Source organism: Pseudomonas oryziphila, from assembly GCF_003940825.1.
GTDB lineage: Bacteria > Pseudomonadota > Gammaproteobacteria > Pseudomonadales > Pseudomonadaceae > Aquipseudomonas > Aquipseudomonas sichuanensis.
Map to the genome: position 1 here is coordinate 3,339,755 of NZ_CP034338.1, position 18,607 is coordinate 3,358,361.

Consider the following 18,607-nt stretch of genomic DNA (forward strand, 5'->3'; position numbering starts at 1 on the left):
ATAACAAGATGGCATTTCCAACACGTTCGATTCAGGCACCTGCGGCAGTGGTCATGGTCCGCCCACATGCCTTCACCCCCAACCCGGAAACCGCAGCAGACAACGCCTTCCAGAGCGCCAACCCTGACATCGCCACGGCAACCCTCGCCGAAGTGGCCCGTGACGAAGTCACCCAGGCGGCGCAGCGGCTCATGACCGAGGGTGTGCGGGTTCACCTGTTCGATGACCTGGGCGAACACGACACGCCTGACTCGGTGTTCCCCAACAACTGGTTCTCCACCCACCCGGGTGGCCATGTCGCCATCTACTCGATGTACTCGAAGAACCGTCGCCGCGAGCGCCGGGCCGATGTCATCGAGATGCTCAAGCACGAGTACCGGGTGCAGGACGTGATCGACTACTCGGGCCTGGAGCAAGACGAGCTGTTCCTGGAGGGCACGGGGGCGATGGTGTTCGACCACTTGTCCAGGGTCGCCTACACCGCGCGCTCGAACCGCGCCGACCCGATAGCCCTAGAGCGGTTCAGCACCCACTTCAATTTCGAGCCCATGGTGTTCGATACGGCGGATGAAAAAGGCTCGCCGATCTACCACACCAACGTGCTGATGTGCGTGGCGACCGAGTTCGCCCTGGTGGGGTTCGACACCTTCACCAACAAGGCGCGGGCCGAAGAGGTACGCATGCGCCTGATCGAATCCGGCCGAGATGTGATTGACCTGACCAACCAGCAGATCAACGAGTTCGCGGGCAACGCCATCGAGCTGTCCGGGCGGGATGGGCGGCTTCTTGCGCTGTCGCGCCGAGCATTCAACAGCCTCACGGCCGAGCAGCGCCAGCGCATAGAGCGCTCGGCGCGGCTGGTACCGCTGGACGTGCCGACGATCGAAATGGCGGGTGGCTCGGTGCGCTGCATGATCGCGGGCATTCATCTTTCCCCTCGCCAATAGGGCCCAGCGCGAGCTGTCGTGACTGCGTCTGCAACGACTCGATCGGTCGCAGCCCAGCCCCATCACGACAGGTTTCATTGCGGCCTATCCGGGACACTTCCGAGGGCGGGTTGCGGTGCCGAGAGCGCCGCCAGCCCGCCCTACCAACAAGAACGGAAACCCCGACATGACTCGACACGCCCTTAGCCGCATCGCCATCGCCCTGCTGCTCGCCAGCGGCGCAAGTTTCGCCCACGCCGCCCCCTTGCTCGACACCGGCCGCAACGACGCGCCCGCTGCTGCGACCCTGGCACACAGCAACGCATGGCTGGAAATCGACCCGCTTGCCTTCGAGCACAACATCGCGCGTATCCAGAAACTGGTCGCCGGCAAAAGCCAGATCTGCGCGGTCATGAAGGCCGACGCCTATGGCAACGGCATTGCGCTGCTGGTGCCAGCGGCCATGCGCATGGGCGTCAGCTGCATTGGCGTTACCAGCAACGAAGAGGCACGCGTGGTCCGCGAAAAAGGCTTCAAGGGGCGGCTCATGCGGCTGCGCATCGCCAGCCTGGGCGAGGTGCAGGATGCGCTGCCCTATGCCATGGACGAGTTGGTCGGCAACCTGGAAGTGGCGCAGCAACTGGATGCCCTGGCCAAGCGCAGTGGCCAGCGGCTGAAGGTGCACCTGGCACTCAACTCCGCCGGCATGGGCCGCAACGGCGTGGAAATGGGTACGCCCCAAGGGCTCAAGGACGCGGTTGCCATGGCTACCCTCGGGCATCTGGAGGTGGTCGGCATCATGACCCACTTCCCAGTGGAGGAGCGTGAGGATGTGCTCAAGGGCCTTGCCCGATTCAAGGAACAGTCGGCGCTGCTGATCCGCCAGGCCAAGCTCGATCGCAGCAGACTGCTGCTGCACTGCGCCAACACCTTCACCACCCTGGAGGTGCCTGAAGGCTGGTTGGACATGGTGCGCCCGGGCGCTGCGCTATACGGCTACCCCGTGGGCGGCCACAAGGGGTTCGAGCGTGTCATGCAGTTCAAGTCGCAGGTGGCAGCGGTCAACAGCTACCCGGCCGGCAGTGGCATCAGCTACGACCACACCTATACCCTGAGCCGTGACTCGCGGGTGGCCAACATTCCCGCAGGCTATTCGGACGGCTATCGTCGCGCTTTCTCCAACAAGGCTTCGGTGCTGATCAATGGCAAGCGCGCGCCGGTGATTGGCAAGGTCACCATGAATACCCTGATGGTCGACGTCACCGACATCCCGGGGGTCAAGGCGGGCGATGAAGTGGTGCTGTACGGCAAGCAAGGGGCTGACGAGATCACCCAGGCAGAGCTCGAGACCATCAACGGGGCGTTGCTGGCCGACCTCTACACGATCTGGGGCAACTCGAACCCGAAGGTGTTGAAAGCCAAGTGATGGCGCGCGGCATCGCCTGCTTGTAGGCACTAGGCCTTGTACGAAGAGTTTCGTGGGAGCGGGCTTGCCCCGCGATGGAGTGCGAAGCACTCCTGTACCCGATATCAAACAGTGTCAAAGATGCCGCAAACTCAGGCTTTGCTGCCGCGTTGCGGCAGATCGCGGGGCAAGTCGCATCGGCGCACCGCCGCTCCCACAACGTTGGATGACCATACTTTTCGTAAAGAGCCTGGTAGCCAGCCGCCTCCCGACGCTCAACGCACCTGCCCCGCAATCAACCCCAGCGCGATCACGATCATCACCATCCCCGACACCCGCCCGACCACCTGCGCCGCCGCCGGCCGGGTCCGCAGCACCGCCTTGGCGCCATACCCCACCATCAGGTACACCACCAGCGAACTGGCCAGGTGCACCAGCCCCAGCAGCAGGATCTGCAACCACACCGGCCAGCTCGCCTGCGGGTCGGTGAACTGCGGCAACAGCGCCAGGAACAGCAGGAACACCTTGGGGTTGAGGCCGCTCACGCAGAAACCCTTGAACGCCCAGCGCGACCCGGAATCCGTCTCGCCACCTTCCCCGGCCTCGGGCACCGCCGGGCGCAGCAGCAGGTTGCCGCCCAGCCACAGCAGGTAAACGCAGCCCGCCAGGGTCAGCAGGGTCAGCGCCAGCGGGTGCCCGGCGATAAGGCTACCGACCCCGGCCGCGACGACCAGCGTCACCAGAAAATGCCCCGAGAGCATCCCCGCCACCGCCGGCATCACCCAGCGCCCACGCATCCCGGCGGAAATGGCATAGGCCCAGTCGGCACCGGGGGTGATCACGAACAGCAAGGACACGGCCCAGAACGCCGCCAATACACTCATGGCCACTTTGAATCTTCCTTCCACAGGGGTTTCGTTGGAAGCAAGATTACGGATATCGCCCGGGGATTTTCTTTCGTATATTCCCCATCCCAGTCAGCAACCTGGAAGATTCTTCCCTCATGGACCGAACCGATCGAAAGATCCTTGCCGAACTGCAAAAAGACGGGCGCCTGTCGGTAACCGAACTGGCCGAACGCGTGGGCTTGAGCCTGTCGCCCTGCCACCGCCGGCTCAAGGCGCTGGAAGAGTCCGGCGCCATCCTCGGCTACCACGCCCGCCTGGCCCCCAGCGCCCTGGGCCTGAACTTCGCCGCGCTGGTGTTCGTCACCCTGCGCGAGGTTACCCGCCAGCCGGTGGCGGACTTCGAAGCGGCGGTTTCGCAGATACCGCAGATCGTCGAGGCGCAGCGGCTGTTCGGCGACCCGGATTACCTGCTGCATGTGGTGGCCAAGGACCTGCCGGCGTTCCAGAAGCTGTATGACGAGCAGCTGACCAGCATTCCCAATGTGAAGCGGTTGAGTTCGACGTTGGTGATGAAAGAGGTGATCCAGGATCGGTTGTTGCCGATGTAGTTTTTTCAGTTTTTCGGTTGCCTGTGCCGGCCTCTTCGCGGGTAAATCGCAGCGGCGAACCGCCGCTCCCACAGGTGCACCGCCATCACTGTGGGAGCGGGTTTACCCGCGAAGAGGCCGACATGGCCACTCAAAACTCATGCTCCATTCATGGGCATGCCGCACCAACAACGGCCATGCCGGCCTCAGTATCCAACCCTATCGCGCCGCCTCCCGCTGCCTCCGCCCACCTGGCACCCACCTTGCTACCGTCCCCCGCTTAACCTTTTGCCAGCCTTAGCTTTTTTAAGGTTCATGAGCACAAATTTACTAATTTCCCCTTGCCTGCCCCGCCGCCATCATCGCTCCAACAAGAACGCGTCGCCCCTTGTCGGCACGCGCCCGGCAACTTCGGTTGCGCCCTCCTTGCCTTGGAGTCATTCATGACCAGTGCAGCCAATTCGGCACCCCTCATCGAGAAACACACGATCGGCTACGTGCCGCCGCAAGACCGCCATGGAAAGGTAAGGGATCTGTTCACACTGTGGTTCGGCGGCAACATCGCGCCGCTGCCGATCGTCACCGGCGCCTTGGGCGTGCAGCTGTTCCACCTCAACCTGGTATGGGGCATCGTCGCCATCCTGGTCGGCCACCTGCTTGGCGGCGTGCTGATGGCGCTGCATTCGGCCCAGGGCCCGCAGATGGGCATCCCGCAGATGATCCAGAGCCGTGCCCAGTTCGGTTCGCTCGGCGCGCTGCTGGTGGTGGTGATCGCCGGGGTGATGTACATCGGCTTCTTCGCCTCCAACATCGTCCTGGCCGGCAAGTCGCTGCACGGCGTGGTCGACAGCGTGCCGGTACCGGTGGGCATCGTCGTCGGCGCGCTGGGCTCGGGCATCATCGGCATCATCGGCTACCGCTTCATCCACGTGCTCAACCGCATCGGCACCTGGGTGCTGGGCATCGGCATCGTGGTCGGTTTCGGCTACATCTTCAGCCATGTGCAGAGCGACGACTTCCTCACCCGCGGCGGCTTCAACCTGGCCGGCTGGCTGGCCACCGTGTCGCTGGCGGCGCTGTGGCAGATCGCCTTCGCCCCCTATGTGTCGGACTACTCGCGCTACCTGCCGGCCGACGTGAAAGTGTCGTCGACCTTCTGGACCACTTACCTGGGTTCGGCGCTGGGCTCGAGCCTGTCGTTCATCTTCGGCGCCGTCGCCGTGCTGGCGATCCCTGCGGGCATGGACACCATGGACGCCGTCAAGCTCGCCACCGGCACCCTCGGCCCGGTGATGCTGGTGTTGTTCCTGCTCAGCGTGATCAGCCACAACGCCCTCAACCTGTATGGCGCGGTGCTGTCGATCATCACCCTGGTGCAGACCTTCGCCCACCGCTGGATCCCCACCGCCAAGAGCCGCGCCGTGCTGTCGCTGCTGGTACTGGCCGCCTGCTGCGTGGTGGCGGTGTTCGCCTCGGCGGACTTCATCGGCCACTTCGTCGACATGGTGCTGGTGCTGCTGGTGGTGCTGGTGCCGTGGACCGCGATCAACCTGATCGACTTCTATGTCATCCATAAAGGCGACTACGACATCCAGTCGATCTTCAAGGTCGATGGTGGCATCTACGGCCGCTATAACCCGCAAGCGCTGCTGGCCTACGCCATTGGCATCGTGGTGCAGATCCCGTTCATGAACACCCCGCTGTATGTCGGCCAGGTGTCCGCCTACATCAACGGCGCCGACCTGTCCTGGCTGGTGGGCCTGGCGGTGACCACGCCGCTGTACGGGTGGCTGGCCAGCCGCGACAGCGCTTACCGTCGTCGCCAGACGAGCGCCAAGCTGGCGGCTGCGGCCTGACCAAAGTCATTGGCAGCGCTTCATGCGAGGGCCCATCGCAGGCTTCGCCAGCTCCCACAGGTAATGCATTTCGGTCACACGATGCACAGCCTTGTGGGAGCTGGCGATAGCCTGCAATGAGGCCAGCACAGGGTGGCTTGGCTTCAATCCTTACAACGCCACCAGCCGCTCCCGCAGAAACTCCACGAACACCTGCACCGGCCGGGCCACTTGCCGGCGCTGCGAGTACACCGCCGACAGCTGCAGCGCCGACAGCGTCCAGTCCTCCAGCACCTGCACTAGGCGCCCGTCATCCAGGGCCTTGCCGACGATGAAGGTCGGCAGGTAGGTGATGCCCATCCCCGCCACCGCCGCATCCCTGAGCATCTCGCCATTGTTGGCGCGCATGCGCCCGCTCACGGCGATGCTGGTGCCCTTGCCCTCCCCCTTAAACTGCCACTGCACCTGCCGCGCATGCCCGTAGGGCAGGCAGTCGTGCCCGCGCATCTGCTCCGGCGCCAGCGACGTGCCATGTGCCGCCAGGTAAGCGGGACTGGCGCAGTACACCCGCTCCACCGCCCCGATACGCCGGGCCACCAGGCTTGAGTCTTCCAGGATGCCGATGCGCAGGGCCAGGTCGTAGCCCTCGCCGATCAGGTCCACGGCGCGGTCGCTCAGGTCCACCTCCACATCCACGCCGGGGGTGCAGTTGCAGGAACTTGGTCAACCGGCAACCCAGATGGGCGATGGCGAACGACAGCGGCGCGCTCAGGCGCAAAGTGCCGCGCAGCTCGACGGTCTGCCCGCTGATGGCCTGCTCGAGCAACTGCACTTCATCGAGCAGGCGCAGGGCGTTCTGGTAGTAGCGCTCGCCCAGGGGCGTGGCATCCAGGCGCCAGGTCGAGCGGTTGAGCAGGCGCACGCCCAGGCGTTCTTCCAGTTGCATCAGGCGCCGGCTGACGAACTGTTTGGACAGGCCAAGGCGCTCGGCGGCGGTGAAACTGCCTGCGGCTGGCGTGACGGTGACTGCGGTGCGCTACAACGGCATGATCCACGACTACGGGCTGCTCAACCCGCTGAGCCAGATACCGGCGGTGAAGGCCGCGATGCGCCAGCCGGCTGGGGAGTTGAAGGTGCACTTGCAGTAAACGCGTGAAACCCGATGGGCCGCCTGGCGGCCCATTGTGCTGCATCTGGCCCACAGCAAATCCGTCAGTTCATGCGCGGTCGAAATTGACGAACAGATACAGGAAGGCCATGCATGCCAGACTGACCGATATGCAGTAAAAACTAAGTTTCATGCGTTTTTTCAGATAGGGAGGGAACAAGCGACTGTCCTCTGCATCCAACCACCCCTGACGGATACCCAATCTTGGCCAGATGATGCCCGCCGTCATCGCACTCACGGTCGACAATCTGAGTTTCAGGGTAAAGGCTCCCCCGTTCCTCAGCTCTTCGTGGAGCCCGCTGCTTCTGTGAAGCGCTTCGCACATCACATTGAAGTGCCGCGTTGCGGCGATTTGCAGCATGATCGCAAGCCCGGTCAAACCGACAGCGAAAGGTACAAGAAGCAGGGCCAGCTTTATGCTGGAAGGCCACTCGCTGACATCAATCATATGTGACCTCATACAACATCTCTCCGGACTCAGCGCCAAGAAACTCGCCAACCTTAGTTCCCGCAAAAGAGCTGATGCCTATGGTTGCAATACCGCAAGTAGCGCGGCCCCATGGTCCCAAATTACAGATAACCTTCACAGCCGTTTTCCCCATTACTCCTGCCAAGCCACCGCCTGCAACGCTTCCGACAAAACTACCCGTTTCAGTAAATCGGATCTTCTTGCATGCCTCGGTTTCGCCGGCCCGACAAACTTCCTGTACTTTCAGGTAAGACGACGTCGCCCCCAACCCTATCGCTACATACGCGCCAGTTTTCAAAAACTTCGCCATCTTCGCCACTTCATCCAGGTGCGTCGCATACCCCGGTATCGCACCCGGCGCCCCGGCCTTGGACCAGTGATGCACGAGGCTCCTGGTCGAAATCCCCAAGCCCTTGCGCAGACTTTCATGCCCGCCCAGGTTCAGGTACTTACCCAGAAACGCACTGCGCAATTGCGCATTCAGCTGCTGATACAAAGCCTGGCGTGAGGCAAAGAACTGCGGGCTCTTCAAGTGCCCATGCAAACCGAACTCCCGCTGATGCAACTGTTCGATCCCCTTGAGCGTATCGCTCACCTGCCCCAGCCCGCGCGACAGCATGTCCTTGCCCACGCCCATCGACAGGCTCGCGCCACTGAGCACCCCGGCGATCTCGCCGATGTGCTCCATCATGAAGTTGGCTTCCTGTGCGTCGAGTTCGGCCAGGGCGTCGCGCGTCAATTGCGCCGCTGCCATCAGCTCGGCCTCTTGCCGGGTGCAGGCATGGTGGTTATCGAGGTCGCCGAGGACGAAGATCTCGCCAGCCTTGAAACCTTGATCGAAAGTGGGATTCAGGCGTTTAACCCGAGCGATCGGCAGCGTGCGATCCTGCTCCAGCAGCTGCGCCAACAGCCGCGGCCCGGACATTCTGCGGGGTACGACATAAAACCCCGGCTCCAGCAGCGCACGCGGCGTAGCCGATGCCGTGGCCATCTGTGGCTGGAAGCGCGATGCTGCGACCGAGTCGGCTCTTGGGGCAGCACCAGCGCCAGCCGGCGCCGAGCGTGCACGCGTCGCCATGCCCAAAGGCGCCACCACTCGGTTACTGCCACTGGGGCATCCGCACGCCACCAGCGAACCGTCGACCGCCACCTCCCGACCGTTAGACATGAACCACGAAATACCTTCGACTACCGTGCCGCGCTGGCCGCAAACCGGGCACTCGGTGGTGGCATCACCTCTGCGCAGCACCTCGATACCGTCACAACGATGGTTCGGATTATCAGCAATGCATATCGCCCCAGTGGTCGTGACATCCCCGTCCAGCGCCTGCCCTTTACCACCGATATTGACCCTGTTCATGTTTCCCTCTGCAGATGCAAAGCAGCGGAAACTAGCAGCACTCAGGGCGAAAACACGGGGGCAGTCCGGCGCTTGGGAAATGCCCTACACATAATGCGAAAACGAACTACACGGCTGATATTTTCACTGCCCGCTGCGCAACATCTCCTTGGGCACGTACTTGCCAACCTCATACTTGCCGATCGCCGCCCGGTGTACCTCATCCGGGCCATCGGCCAGGCGCAGGGTGCGCTGCATCGCATACATGTAGGCCAGCGGGAAGTCGCCACTGACCCCCGCGCCACCATGGATCTGGATGGCCCGGTCGATCACCTTCAACGCCACGTTAGGCGCCACCACCTTGATCTGCGCGATCTCGCTGCGCGCCACCTTGTTGCCCACGGTGTCCATCATGTACGCGGCCTTGAGCGTCAGCAGCCGGGCCATGTCGATCTCCATCCGCGAGTCGGCGATCTTGTCGATGTTGCCGCCCAGCCGCGCCAGTGGCTTGCCAAAGGCTGTGCGCTCAACCGAGCGCTTGCACATCAGCTCCAGGGCGCGCTCGGCCATGCCGATCGAACGCATGCAGTGGTGGATACGGCCTGGGCCAAGGCGGCCCTGGGCGATCTCGAAGCCACGACCCTCGCCGAGCAGCACGTTGTCATAGGGCACGCGCACATTCTCGAACAGCACCTCGGCGTGGCCGTGGGGCGCGTCGTCGTAGCCGAACACCGGCAGCGGGCGGACGATCTTCACCCCCGGCGCGTCCGTGGGCACCAGGATCATCGAGTGCTGCTGATGGCGCGGGCCGTCGGGGTTGGACAGGCCCATGAAGATCATCACCTTGCAGCGCGGGTCGCAGGCGCCGGAAGTCCACCACTTGCGGCCGTTGATCACCCACTCGTCACCGTCGCGCACGGCCGTGGCGGCCATGTTGGTGGCATCCGACGAGGCCACGTCCGGCTCGGTCATGGCAAACGCCGAACGGATCTCTCCGCGCAGCAGCGGCTCCAGCCACTGGCGCTTCTGCGCCTCGCTGGCGTAGCGCACCAGCACTTCCATGTTGCCGGTGTCCGGCGCCGAGCAGTTGAACGGCTCCGGCCCCAGCAGCGAGCGGCCCATGATCTCGGCCAGCGGCGCGTATTCGAGGTTGGTCAGCCCCGCGCCGTATTGCGACTCGGGCAGGAACAGGTTCCACAGGCCCTCGGCGCGGGCCTTGGCCTTGAGTTCCTCCATGATCGCGGTGGGCTGCCAGCGGTCGCCTTCGGCAACCTGGCGCTCGAACACCGGCTCGGCCGGGTACACATAGGCGTCCATGAATGCGCTGACACGCTCGCGCAGTGCCTGGACCTTGGGCGAATAGGCGAAATCCATCGGGGCTACCTTCAGTCAATGAAGAACATGGACGCAGCCTAGAACAGCCGCCCTTCATCCACCTAGTCTATTTTCACTGTGTATTAACATTCATAACCGATATATGATCGGCTGATAATTCCAATGAAGAGCGGCGCCATGAACCTCAGCAAGGTCGACCTCAACCTGTTCATCGTCTTCGACGCCATCTACACCGAAGCCAACCTGACCCGCGCCGGGCAGATTGTCGGCATCACCCAGCCGGCGGTGTCCAACGCCCTGTCGCGCCTGCGCGAGACCTTCAACGACCCGCTGTTCGTGCGCACCGCCCAGGGCATGGTGCCCACGCCCATGGCGCAGAACATCATCGGCCCGGTGCGCAACGCCCTGTCGCTGCTGCGCACCTCGGTGCAAGAGAGCCGCATCTTCAACCCGCTGCAGGCCAGCAAGACCTTCCGCATCAGCATGACCGACCTCACCGAGGCGGTGATCTTGCCACCGCTGTTCCAGCGCCTGCGCCGCCTGGCCCCGGCGCTGGTGATCGAGAGTTTCCCGTGCAAGCGCCGCGAAACCACCAAGGAGCTGGCCGCCGGGCGCCTTGACTTCGCCGTCGACGCACCGCTGAACACCGACCCGCAGGTGCGCCACGTCAAGCTGATGCAGGACCGCTACGTCTGCGCCATGCGCCCCGGCCACCCGCTGGCCGACAGCGCGCTGACCCTCGACAGTTACCTGGGCATGACCCACATCCATATTTCCAGCCGCCGCAACGGCCTGGGCTACGTTGACCTGGCCCTGGGCAAGATGGGCGTGCAGCGCCGCGTGGCACTGCGTTCGCAACACTACCTGATGGCTTCGCAGGTGCTGCAGCAGACCGACATGGTCATGACCGTGCCCGAGCGCTTCGCCCGCCGTCACCAGTTGCGCCACCAGCCGCTGCCGGTGGAAGTGCCGGCCCTGGAAACCCACCTGTACTGGCACGAAAGCACCGACCAGGACCCGGCCAACCGCTGGATGCGCGAGCAGATCATCGAACTGTGCGAGCGGGTCGCCAGCCAGGAGCAGAAGGCGCTGGAAAACGCCTGAGCACTGCGGCAACGGCCCCGCCGCGCTTGCAATGCCCCGACCTTTCGGTAAACCTTGCGCCGCCCTGCCCCGGGCATTCCAGATTCACGGCACAAGGAACGCAGCATGGCTATCAGGACCCTGGTGATCGGCGCCTACGGCAACTTCGGGCGCATCATCAGCCGCCACTTGAACCAGATGCCGGACGTGCAACTGGTCATCGCCGGGCGCAACGCTCGGCAGCTCGCCCAGCTCGACGCACAGCTGAGCAGTACTGGCGCATCGCTGCACGGCAGCTGGTGCGGTGATGCCATGGCCCCCGGTTTCGCCGAGGCCCTACGCGAACTGGGCATCGACTGGGTGATCCACACCGGCGGGCCATTCCAGGGCCAGCCTTACCGCGTCGCCGAGGCCTGCATCGAGGCCGGCGCCAGCTATTGCGACCTGGCCGACTGCCGGCTGTTCGTCAACGGCATCGCCCAGCTCGACGCCCGCGCCCGCCAGGCGGGTGTGGCGCTGCTCAGTGGCTGCAGCTCGGTGCCCAGCCTGTCGTCGGCGATCCTCGACGAACAACGCCAGCGCTTCAGCCACATCGAGTCGATCGAGCACGGCATTTCCTCCTCTGCCAAGATGCCCGGCTTGTCCACCATCGAAGGCGTGCTCGCCTATGCCGGGCGGCCGATCCGCCAGTGGCGCGATGGCCAGCCCTGCGAGGTCGACGGCTGGCTCGGCCTGCAGCTGCGCCACCTGCCAGGCCTGGGCTGGCGCTTGCTGAGCAATGTCGACGTGCCGGACATGGACATCTTCGCCAGCCGTTACGGCGCGCGCACCTTGGCGTTCAAGGCCGGTGCCGGGCTGATGGCCGGCGGCCTGGCCAACGCGACACTGGCGCTGCTGGTGAAGTGCGGGCTGGTACGCGACCCATTGCCCTGGGCGCGGCGCCTGCATCGGCTGGGCCTGCGTTTCGAACGCTGGGGCGATGGCAAGAGCGCGATGTACCTGGACGTGCGCGGCCTGGACGAAAATGGCCAGCCCCTGCGCCTGCGTGCCCAGGTCAGCGCAACCAATGACAAAGGCCCCGAGATCCCCAGCTGTGCCGCAGTCGCGCTGATGGCCAGGCTGACCGAAGGCTATCAACCAGCAGCAGGTGCCCGCCCCTGCGTGGGCGAGATCAGCGTTGCGCAGTACCTGGCAGCCATCGACGCGCCGGACAAGATCCGCTACAGCGTCAGTTTCCAGCAGGGGCGCGACTGAGATGGATTACTTGCTGCTGAAATACCTGCATGTGATCGCCGCCGTGTTCCTGTTCGGCTTCGGCATGGGCTCCTACCTGTACCTGATCGCCGCCCACCGCACAGGCGATGCGCGGGTGATCGCCGCCGTGGCCAGGATGGTGGTGCGCTTTGACGCCTGGATCACCACCCCGGCCGGCGTCCTGCAACTGCTGACCGGCTACGCCATGGTGCGCATGGCTGGCATGGACTGGTCGATGGACTGGCTGCGCGCCGCGCTGGCGATCTTCTTCGGTGTGGGTGCGCTATGGCTGCCGGTGCTGTTGTTGCAAACCCGCCTGCAGGCCCTCGCCGCCCAGGCCGCCGAGGCGCACTCCCCGCTTTGCCCGCGCTATCACCGGCTCTACCGTTACTGGATGTGGATGGGTGTGATCGGATTCGCCGGGATGTTCCTGATGGTGCTGGTAATGGTGAAAAAACAGGCACCGTGGCAATGGCTGTGACCCTATAAGCAACAAGAGGAGAATTTTTTTCTCGCAACACTGCGAAGCGTAGAAGGAATTATTCTGAAACAACCTAGCGGACGAGCATTAGGAAAAACCTTTGCCCATCAGGCCTCGTAACATGCCGTACATGGATGCCGACTGGCGGCGTCCCGCACGGACAAGCCCTCGCTATGCACAACGCCCCCCTCTATTTCGATTACGCCGCCACCACCCCTGTCGATGACCGAGTCATCGAGGCCATGCTTGGTTGCCTGGGCCGTGCCGCCAACTTCGGCAACCCCGCCTCCAGCGGCCACAGCTTCGGCCAGGCCGCCCGCGAAGTGGTCGAGCAGGCCCGCCGCCAGGTGGCCGAACGGGTCGGCGCACAGCCCGACGACCTGGTGTGGACCTCGGGCGCCACCGAATCCAACAACCTTGCCCTCAAGGGCGTCGCCCAAAGCTACCCACAGCCCGGGCACCTGATCACCAGCCAGTTGGAGCACAAAGCCGTGCTCGACACCGCGGCCGAGCTGGAGCGCCAGGGCTGGGCGGTAACCCGCCTGGCACCTGACGCCCAGGGCCTGATCCAGCCCGACGCCGTGCAGGCAGCGCTGCGGGCGGACACCCGGCTGGTGTCGCTGATGGCGGTGAACAACGAACTGGGCACCCTCACCGACTTCGCCGCCATCGGCGCGCGGGTACGCGAACACGGCGCCCTGCTGCATGTGGACGCGGCCCAGGCGGTGGGCAAGGTGCTGATCGACCTGGCCAACCAAGCGGTAGACCTGATGTCGTTCTCGGCGCACAAGGTGTATGGCCCCAAGGGCATCGGCGCGCTTTATGTCGGCCCCCGCGCCCGCAATGGCCTGCGCGCGCAGATGCATGGCGGTGGCCATGAGCGCGGGCTGCGCTCCGGCACCCTGGCCACCCACCAGATCGTCGGCATGGGCAGCGCCTTCGCCCTGGCCGGGCAGCCAGGGGACAGCGAGCACCAGCGCCTTGAGCAACTGGCCCGGCGCCTGCGCGACGGTCTGCTGGCGCTGCCGGGCGTGTCGCTCAATGGCTGCGCCGTACAACGCATTCCCCATACCCTCAACCTGTGTATCGACGCCAGCGGCTTCAACAGCCGCCTGCTGGCCAACGAACTTGCGCTGTCCACTACCTCGGCGTGCAACTCGGCGAGTAATGCGGCCTCCCATGTGCTGCTGGCCCTCGGGCTGGATGAGCGCCGGGCGCGCAACAGTGTGCGCCTGAGTATCGGCCGCTACACCAGCGAGGCCGAGGTGGACCAGGCGATCGCGGTGTTCGGGCGGGTGATTGGGGCGGCCGCTGCGGCGCTCTGGTAATCAGTGAGCGCGGTTCGCCGGCAAGCCGGCGAACAGGCACACGCAGCCACCGCCGGCGGTCTGCGCCCAACTGGCATCGCGACACCTTTGCCCCGCACAGGACGTGCCCCATGGCGCTGCCCCTCTGGCTGACCTTCTCGCAGGCCTGCCTACTCGGCAACCTCACCACGCAGCTGCTTCCGTTCAGCTGCGTAGCCATGGGGGGCGGCGCGTTGCTGGTGCTGGCCAGCCCCCCCAAGACCCTGGTGTTCTTCTGCGCCTTCCTGCCGCAGTTCCTCGAGCCCGGGTGGCCGATTTTCAGCCAGTTCGCGGCGATGTACCTGAACACGGCGTTGATCGTCTGCCTGGTGCAATGCGGCGATTATCGAGACAGGCGCTGTCCAAGACCTGATAAAAATGCCAGTAGACGTGGGTTTCGAGGGCCTCATAACCTGTCGGCAGCTGTATCGACATCCCCTTGCAAGCGGAGCGTGCAACATGTCAAAGACAGATTTGGAGACCCTGATCCGGGAAAACCCGGAGTATGGTGGGGTAGCGCAAAAAAGCAGCGCAAGCGCAATATTCAAAGGCAAGATGATCTGGCCATCAGGGCGAATGGTGACCCTCAAACCAGTAAGCGTCTACCTGAAAGACAGTGAGAGCTTAAAGGACTATGTCCTGGCGGGCGCCATTCTTGACGCCCCCCTTGATCGCGTCGTCGTATCCATTCGCAAAGATAGCAAAGACAACGTCTACCCTGTGACCAGTTTGCCAGCTGGCGATGTGGCCATGGGTATCATTTATGAAGGCTTACCATCCAAAGAAGTAACAGGGAAAGTCGGGTTTCGTCACAACGCCGGAAACCTTGAGATCTATATGATTGAGGTCGCCTTCAAACTCGAGTTCAGTAAGATCCAGAACAAGGACCTGATGGCGGAATGGGGGAAGAACCCCTCCCCTGGCGAGATGTTGACATTCAAGCTTTCTGAAGGTCATTTCATGTTTTAAGTGCCTGGACTAGGGCTTGTACGAAAAGTCGCCGAGCGGAGAACAGGCAAGGCGAAAACAGGCGAGGAACGGCCGGGGTCGCGTTCGAATTTACGTGTTGTAAATGAGCATTTTCGACCGGGCTGGCGCACTAGCCTGTTTTCAACGCAGCATGATCGTCGCGCAGGCACTTTTCGTACAAAGCCTAGGCTGCTCTATGGCTACCGATACTGCATGGTGAGAACTTCAATTTAAATAGCGCTGGTCAGGAAGCAGATTTAGCCACCTCCTGCCCAGACGTATTGCCAGAACACTGTTCATTGATCCGCTGTACACCCGAGACGGCGTGAATATTCAGCCCAGATTGAATAACACCGCTGCCCGAATCAGCGCCATGAACGCCCGCTCATTGAGGCGGTCGCCTTCGAACAGATCGATGGCGCGTCGCGTGCCGCCTTCGAAACTGGCATTGAACAATCCGGTCGGGTCCGCAAGTTCCGCGCCTTTGAGGAATGTCAGCTTCAGCTTGTCCTTGTAGCATTCGCCAGTGCAGATGACACCGGCATGGAACCAGACGGGCGTGCCGCGCCATTTCACTTCCTCGCGCACGATCGGGTCGGCCCGACGGATCAAGGCGCGCACTTGCGCAAGGCGGTGGCCTCGCCAGTCGGTCAAGGCGGCAATACGGGCATCGATCAGCTGCGAGGCGGTGGGGTTGGACAAGGAAAGATCCTCCAACAGTGAGGGCATGAGTATTTACCATACCCTGCAATTCTTTCGGCCCGCAGCCGCACTTTTTCAGAACCGTCTTGCCTGTGAACGCCCCGCATCCGTAAGACATGTCCGAGTTTGAAACTAATTGCTTCAGCCCGGCCAGCCTAGGAACGATCCCACGCGCCTGCTGGAAGTTGCTGCATTGTCGGGGAAAAACCTCAGGGATGGCTTCACCGGGTCATCGCATTAGGCCCAGGCGTCTGCGACCCGGACGCCTTCAGCGCCCTGGCCAAGGCGCTGATCGATGATATGGAGGGGGAATGAACAGGACGAGCGAGAAGGCGTCACTGGGGCCGCGATGCGGCCCATTCGCCGGCAAGCCGGCTCCCACAACGACCGCGCGGCCCTGAAGGCTGATGCTGAACCCGTGGGAGCCGGCTTGCCGGCGAAAGCGCCGCACGGCGGCGCCTCTACTTCAGAGGAAAGTGAACACCTCGGCCGCCGGCAACCGCGACTTGCCCAACCCGGCATTAAAGTCTTCTTCGCTGTGGTACCCCAGGCTCAACACCACCACGCTGGTAAAGCCACGTTCGCGCAGGCCCAGCTCGGCATCCATCACCTTCGGATCGAACCCTTCGATCGGCGTGGCATCCAGCCCGTAGGCGGCGGCGCCCAGCAGCGCGGTGCCCAGTGCCAGGTAGGTCTGCTTCTCCATCCAGTGCTGCAGGTCCTTGTTGTCGTGGCGGTGCAGGTTGACATAGAAGCGGCGGCTCTGGTCCTGCCCGGCCTTGGCCTCGTCGCTGCGGAAACGACCGTCCTTGCCTTCCTGCTCAAGCACCGCCTGCAGGTGCGCCTCGGTCATGTCGGTGCGCGTAGCGAACAGGATCACATGGGAGGCATTGAGGATCTTCGGCGTGTTGTAGGCAAAGCCCACCTCGGTGCTCTTGGCCAGGCGCGCCTTGCCTTCGTCGGTGTCGGCAACGATGAAGTGCCAAGGCTGCGAGTTGACCGAGGACGGGCTGTGGCGCAATTGCTCGAGCAGCGCATCGATGGTGGCCTGGGGGATGCGACGGCTGGCGTCGTAGGCTTTGGTGGTGTAGCGGCGCTTGGCCAGGGCAACGGTGTCCATCTACGGTGACTCCTTGGATGATCGGGATTGAGGCGCATCTTATCTTCCCGGCTGCAAAGAAAAACCAGCACAATGCAGCAACACTTTCATCCCTGGAGTGAAAATGCTGCGCATCACCGACCTGGAACTGTTCGCCCGTGCCAGCGCCCTGGGCAGCTTCACCGCCGCCGCCCACGAGGCCGACCTGCTGCCCGGCCAGGTGGCGGCGGCGATCAAGCGCCTGGAGCGCGAGCTCGATGTGCGCCTGTTCGCCCGCACCACCCGCAGCCTGCGCCTCACCGCCGAGGGCGAGCTGTACCTGCCCACCGCCCAACGCGTGCTCGACACCCTGCGCCAGGGCCGCGAAGACCTCCACGGCAACCACAGCAGCCTGCGTGGCGTGCTGCAAGTGGCCGCCCCCTCGGACCTGGGGCGCAACCTGCTGCGGCCCTGGCTGAGTGCGTTTCGCCGCGAGCACCCGGGCTTGAGCCTGCGCTTTTTGCTCTCCGACCAGATGGCCGACTTCTACCGCGATCCGGTGGACGTCGCCATCCGTTACGGCCTCAACGAAGACGCCAACTACATCGCCCTACCCCTGGCGCCGTGGAACCGCCGGGTGGTGGTGGCCGCCCCCGCCTACCTGGCCCGCCACGGCCGGCCGCAAACGCCCGAAGCACTGCAACAGCACGACTGCCTTTTGTACTCGCAACAGAGCCGGGTGTACGACAAATGGCGCCTGGGCAACCGCACCGTGCAGGTCCGCGGGCCGCTGTTCAGCGACGACGCCGACGTGGTGCGGCGCTGGGCCCTGGAAGGCGAAGGCATCGTCTACAAGTCGTGGCTGGACGTCAGCGCCGACATCGCCGCCGGCGCCCTGGAGATCCTGCTGCCCGAACACCCCGGCGAGCCGACCCCGGTCACCCTGGTATGCCCGCACCGCAAGCAGCTCACCCCCGCAGTGGCTCAGCTGCACGGCTGGCTGCGCGACCGCTTCGCCACGCTGCGCCCGGAGGGTGTATTGCAGCCGGTCGGCCCCGGCGTATAGTGGCGCTTCCCCCGACTGCAAGGAGCTGTCACCCATGCCGAGCCTGGAATTTCTGCTCACCGCCCTGATCATCGTGCTGATCCCCGGCAGCGGGGTGATTCTCACCGTTTCCAGCGCCCTGGTGGCCGGGCGTCGCGCCTGTTTGTGGACTGCCCTGGGCTGCACCCTGGGGATCGTGCCCCACCTGCTGGCCTCGGTGCTCGGCCTGTCGGCGCTGCTGCACGCCAGCGCCCTGGCCTTCCAGGGACTGAAGTTCGCCGGGGTGGCATATCTGCTGTACCTGGCCTACGCCACCTGGCGTGATCGCGCGGCCTTCGCCGTGGATGAAAAGGCCCCGCCGGCCGCTGCCACTCAACTGGTGCTCAAGGCCTGCCTGCTGAACATCCTCAACCCCAAGCTGACCCTGTTCTTCCTCGCCTTCCTGCCGCAGTTCATCGACCCCCACGCCGGCTCCGCCGTGGTGCAGATGCTCGGCCTGAGCGCGGTGTTCATGCTGATGACCTTCGTCGTGTTCGTGCTCTATGGCCTGCTCGCCCACCTGTTCCGCCGCGCGGTGATCGACTCGCCCAAAGTGCAGGCCTGGCTGCGCCGGGGCTTTGCCGCCTCGTTCGCAGGCCTTGGCATCCACCTGGCATTCGCCCAGCGTTAAGCGCTGCACAATCGTTCTAAACCCCGGGGCCGGTTCTGCGTTATGGTCGAGCACCCACCGTAACCGG

17 protein-coding genes and 2 pseudogenes are annotated in these 18,607 nt (G+C 64.0%); 12 read left to right on the forward strand and 7 right to left on the reverse strand.

Annotation, left to right across the window (positions count from 1 at the left end):
* Positions 1-8: 8 nt before the first annotated feature.
* A complete protein-coding gene (gene ctlX / locus EJA05_RS15505) occupies positions 9-947 on the forward strand; it encodes a citrulline utilization hydrolase CtlX (protein WP_190305987.1) in 939 nt (312 codons plus the stop codon).
* Between the two features lie 166 nt (positions 948-1,113).
* Entirely contained in the window at positions 1,114-2,352 is a 1,239-nt protein-coding gene (gene alr / locus EJA05_RS15510) for an alanine racemase (RefSeq protein ID WP_125858918.1), read from the forward strand.
* Positions 2,353-2,606: 254 nt separating this feature from the next.
* Here the strand turns inward: alr and EJA05_RS15515 are convergent, their stop codons facing one another.
* Entirely contained in the window at positions 2,607-3,221 is a 615-nt protein-coding gene (locus EJA05_RS15515; protein WP_125858919.1) for a LysE family translocator, read from the reverse strand.
* Positions 3,222-3,334: 113 nt separating this feature from the next.
* Between EJA05_RS15515 and EJA05_RS15520 the strand changes: the two genes are divergently transcribed.
* Entirely contained in the window at positions 3,335-3,787 is a 453-nt protein-coding gene (locus EJA05_RS15520) for an Lrp/AsnC family transcriptional regulator (protein WP_110992853.1), read from the forward strand.
* 422 nt (positions 3,788-4,209) lie between these two features.
* Positions 4,210-5,622, forward strand: a complete 1,413-nt coding sequence (locus tag EJA05_RS15525) for a purine-cytosine permease family protein (RefSeq protein ID WP_125858920.1) — start codon at positions 4,210-4,212, stop codon at positions 5,620-5,622.
* A gap of 150 nt (positions 5,623-5,772) precedes the next feature.
* Here the strand turns inward: EJA05_RS15525 and EJA05_RS15530 are convergent.
* Positions 5,773-6,610, reverse strand: a pseudogene (locus EJA05_RS15530) (LysR family transcriptional regulator); the annotation flags it as partial.
* Between EJA05_RS15530 and EJA05_RS15535 the strand changes: the two are divergent.
* Positions 6,594-6,749, forward strand: a pseudogene (locus tag EJA05_RS15535) (alpha/beta hydrolase); the annotation flags it as partial. The pseudogenes EJA05_RS15530 and EJA05_RS15535 overlap by 17 nt on opposite strands.
* A 69-nt stretch (positions 6,750-6,818) precedes the next feature.
* Here the strand turns inward: EJA05_RS15535 and EJA05_RS15540 are convergent.
* The 3 genes from EJA05_RS15540 to EJA05_RS15550 form a co-directional block, all read right to left on the reverse strand.
* On the reverse strand, positions 6,819-7,217 hold the full coding sequence (locus EJA05_RS15540) for a hypothetical protein (RefSeq protein WP_110992851.1): 399 nt from the start codon (positions 7,215-7,217) through the stop codon (positions 6,819-6,821).
* The gene (locus tag EJA05_RS15545) at positions 7,210-8,598 is read right to left on the reverse strand and encodes a PAAR domain-containing protein (RefSeq protein WP_125858921.1); all 1,389 of its coding nucleotides are present in this window, start codon (positions 8,596-8,598) and stop codon (positions 7,210-7,212) included. The genes EJA05_RS15540 and EJA05_RS15545 overlap by 8 nt, the downstream gene beginning before the upstream one ends.
* Positions 8,599-8,721: 123 nt before the next feature.
* Complete coding sequence (locus EJA05_RS15550; protein ID WP_125858922.1) at positions 8,722-9,951, reverse strand: acyl-CoA dehydrogenase; 1,230 nt, start codon at positions 9,949-9,951, stop codon at positions 8,722-8,724.
* 138 nt (positions 9,952-10,089) lie between these two features.
* Here EJA05_RS15550 and EJA05_RS15555 point away from each other — a divergent pair, with 138 nt between their 5' ends.
* The 5 genes from EJA05_RS15555 (at position 10,090) to EJA05_RS15580 (ending at position 15,045) form a co-directional block, all read left to right on the forward strand.
* On the forward strand, positions 10,090-11,016 hold the full coding sequence (locus tag EJA05_RS15555) for a LysR family transcriptional regulator (RefSeq protein ID WP_125464364.1): 927 nt from the start codon (positions 10,090-10,092) through the stop codon (positions 11,014-11,016).
* Positions 11,017-11,121: 105 nt separating this feature from the next.
* The gene (locus EJA05_RS15560) at positions 11,122-12,249 is read left to right on the forward strand and encodes a saccharopine dehydrogenase family protein (protein WP_125858923.1); all 1,128 of its coding nucleotides are present in this window, start codon (positions 11,122-11,124) and stop codon (positions 12,247-12,249) included.
* A gap of 1 nt (position 12,250) precedes the next feature.
* On the forward strand, positions 12,251-12,730 hold the full coding sequence (locus tag EJA05_RS15565; RefSeq protein WP_125858924.1) for a DUF2269 family protein: 480 nt from the start codon (positions 12,251-12,253) through the stop codon (positions 12,728-12,730).
* A 173-nt stretch (positions 12,731-12,903) separates the two neighbouring features.
* Positions 12,904-14,058, forward strand: coding sequence for a cysteine desulfurase family protein (locus tag EJA05_RS15570; RefSeq protein WP_125858925.1), 1,155 nt, complete (start codon positions 12,904-12,906; stop codon positions 14,056-14,058).
* Positions 14,059-14,535: 477 nt separating this feature from the next.
* Positions 14,536-15,045 carry a hypothetical protein gene (locus tag EJA05_RS15580; protein ID WP_190305988.1) on the forward strand — a complete coding sequence of 170 codons (510 nt, stop codon included), beginning with the start codon at positions 14,536-14,538 and terminating at the stop codon, positions 15,043-15,045.
* Positions 15,046-15,378: 333 nt separating this feature from the next.
* On the opposite strand, the gene EJA05_RS15585 is transcribed toward EJA05_RS15580, so the two are convergent.
* Together EJA05_RS15585 and nfsB are read right to left on the reverse strand one after the other, a co-directional pair.
* The gene (locus EJA05_RS15585; protein WP_125858927.1) at positions 15,379-15,774 is read right to left on the reverse strand and encodes a DUF1801 domain-containing protein; all 396 of its coding nucleotides are present in this window, start codon (positions 15,772-15,774) and stop codon (positions 15,379-15,381) included.
* Between the two features lie 439 nt (positions 15,775-16,213).
* The gene (nfsB, locus tag EJA05_RS15590) at positions 16,214-16,867 is read right to left on the reverse strand and encodes an oxygen-insensitive NAD(P)H nitroreductase (protein WP_125858928.1); all 654 of its coding nucleotides are present in this window, start codon (positions 16,865-16,867) and stop codon (positions 16,214-16,216) included.
* Between the two features lie 103 nt (positions 16,868-16,970).
* On the opposite strand from nfsB, the gene EJA05_RS15595 reads away from it, so the two are divergent.
* Both EJA05_RS15595 and EJA05_RS15600 read left to right on the forward strand, forming a co-directional pair.
* A complete protein-coding gene (locus tag EJA05_RS15595; RefSeq protein ID WP_125858929.1) occupies positions 16,971-17,891 on the forward strand; it encodes a LysR family transcriptional regulator in 921 nt (306 codons plus the stop codon).
* Positions 17,892-17,925: 34 nt separating this feature from the next.
* A complete protein-coding gene (locus EJA05_RS15600) occupies positions 17,926-18,540 on the forward strand; it encodes a LysE family translocator (RefSeq protein WP_125858930.1) in 615 nt (204 codons plus the stop codon).
* Positions 18,541-18,607: the final 67 nt, after the last annotated feature.

What these genes read in the sequence shown, in the direction of transcription:
- ctlX (WP_190305987.1), top strand. Translation starts at nt 9, where the DNA reads ATGGCATTTCCAACACGTTCGATTCAGGCACCTGCGGCAGTGGTCATG.
- alr (WP_125858918.1), top strand. Translation starts at nt 1,114, where the DNA reads ATGACTCGACACGCCCTTAGCCGCATCGCCATCGCCCTGCTGCTCGCC.
- EJA05_RS15520 (WP_110992853.1), top strand. Translation starts at nt 3,335, where the DNA reads ATGGACCGAACCGATCGAAAGATCCTTGCCGAACTGCAAAAAGACGGG.
- EJA05_RS15525 (WP_125858920.1), top strand. Translation starts at nt 4,210, where the DNA reads ATGACCAGTGCAGCCAATTCGGCACCCCTCATCGAGAAACACACGATC.
- EJA05_RS15540 (WP_110992851.1), bottom strand. Translation starts at nt 7,217, where the DNA reads ATGATTGATGTCAGCGAGTGGCCTTCCAGCATAAAGCTGGCCCTGCTT.
- EJA05_RS15545 (WP_125858921.1), bottom strand. Translation starts at nt 8,598, where the DNA reads ATGAACAGGGTCAATATCGGTGGTAAAGGGCAGGCGCTGGACGGGGAT.
- EJA05_RS15550 (WP_125858922.1), bottom strand. Translation starts at nt 9,951, where the DNA reads ATGGATTTCGCCTATTCGCCCAAGGTCCAGGCACTGCGCGAGCGTGTC.
- EJA05_RS15555 (WP_125464364.1), top strand. Translation starts at nt 10,090, where the DNA reads ATGAACCTCAGCAAGGTCGACCTCAACCTGTTCATCGTCTTCGACGCC.
- EJA05_RS15560 (WP_125858923.1), top strand. Translation starts at nt 11,122, where the DNA reads ATGGCTATCAGGACCCTGGTGATCGGCGCCTACGGCAACTTCGGGCGC.
- EJA05_RS15565 (WP_125858924.1), top strand. Translation starts at nt 12,251, where the DNA reads ATGGATTACTTGCTGCTGAAATACCTGCATGTGATCGCCGCCGTGTTC.
- EJA05_RS15570 (WP_125858925.1), top strand. Translation starts at nt 12,904, where the DNA reads ATGCACAACGCCCCCCTCTATTTCGATTACGCCGCCACCACCCCTGTC.
- EJA05_RS15580 (WP_190305988.1), top strand. Translation starts at nt 14,536, where the DNA reads ATGTCAAAGACAGATTTGGAGACCCTGATCCGGGAAAACCCGGAGTAT.
- EJA05_RS15585 (WP_125858927.1), bottom strand. Translation starts at nt 15,774, where the DNA reads ATGCCCTCACTGTTGGAGGATCTTTCCTTGTCCAACCCCACCGCCTCG.
- nfsB (WP_125858928.1), bottom strand. Translation starts at nt 16,867, where the DNA reads ATGGACACCGTTGCCCTGGCCAAGCGCCGCTACACCACCAAAGCCTAC.
- EJA05_RS15595 (WP_125858929.1), top strand. Translation starts at nt 16,971, where the DNA reads ATGCTGCGCATCACCGACCTGGAACTGTTCGCCCGTGCCAGCGCCCTG.
- EJA05_RS15600 (WP_125858930.1), top strand. Translation starts at nt 17,926, where the DNA reads ATGCCGAGCCTGGAATTTCTGCTCACCGCCCTGATCATCGTGCTGATC.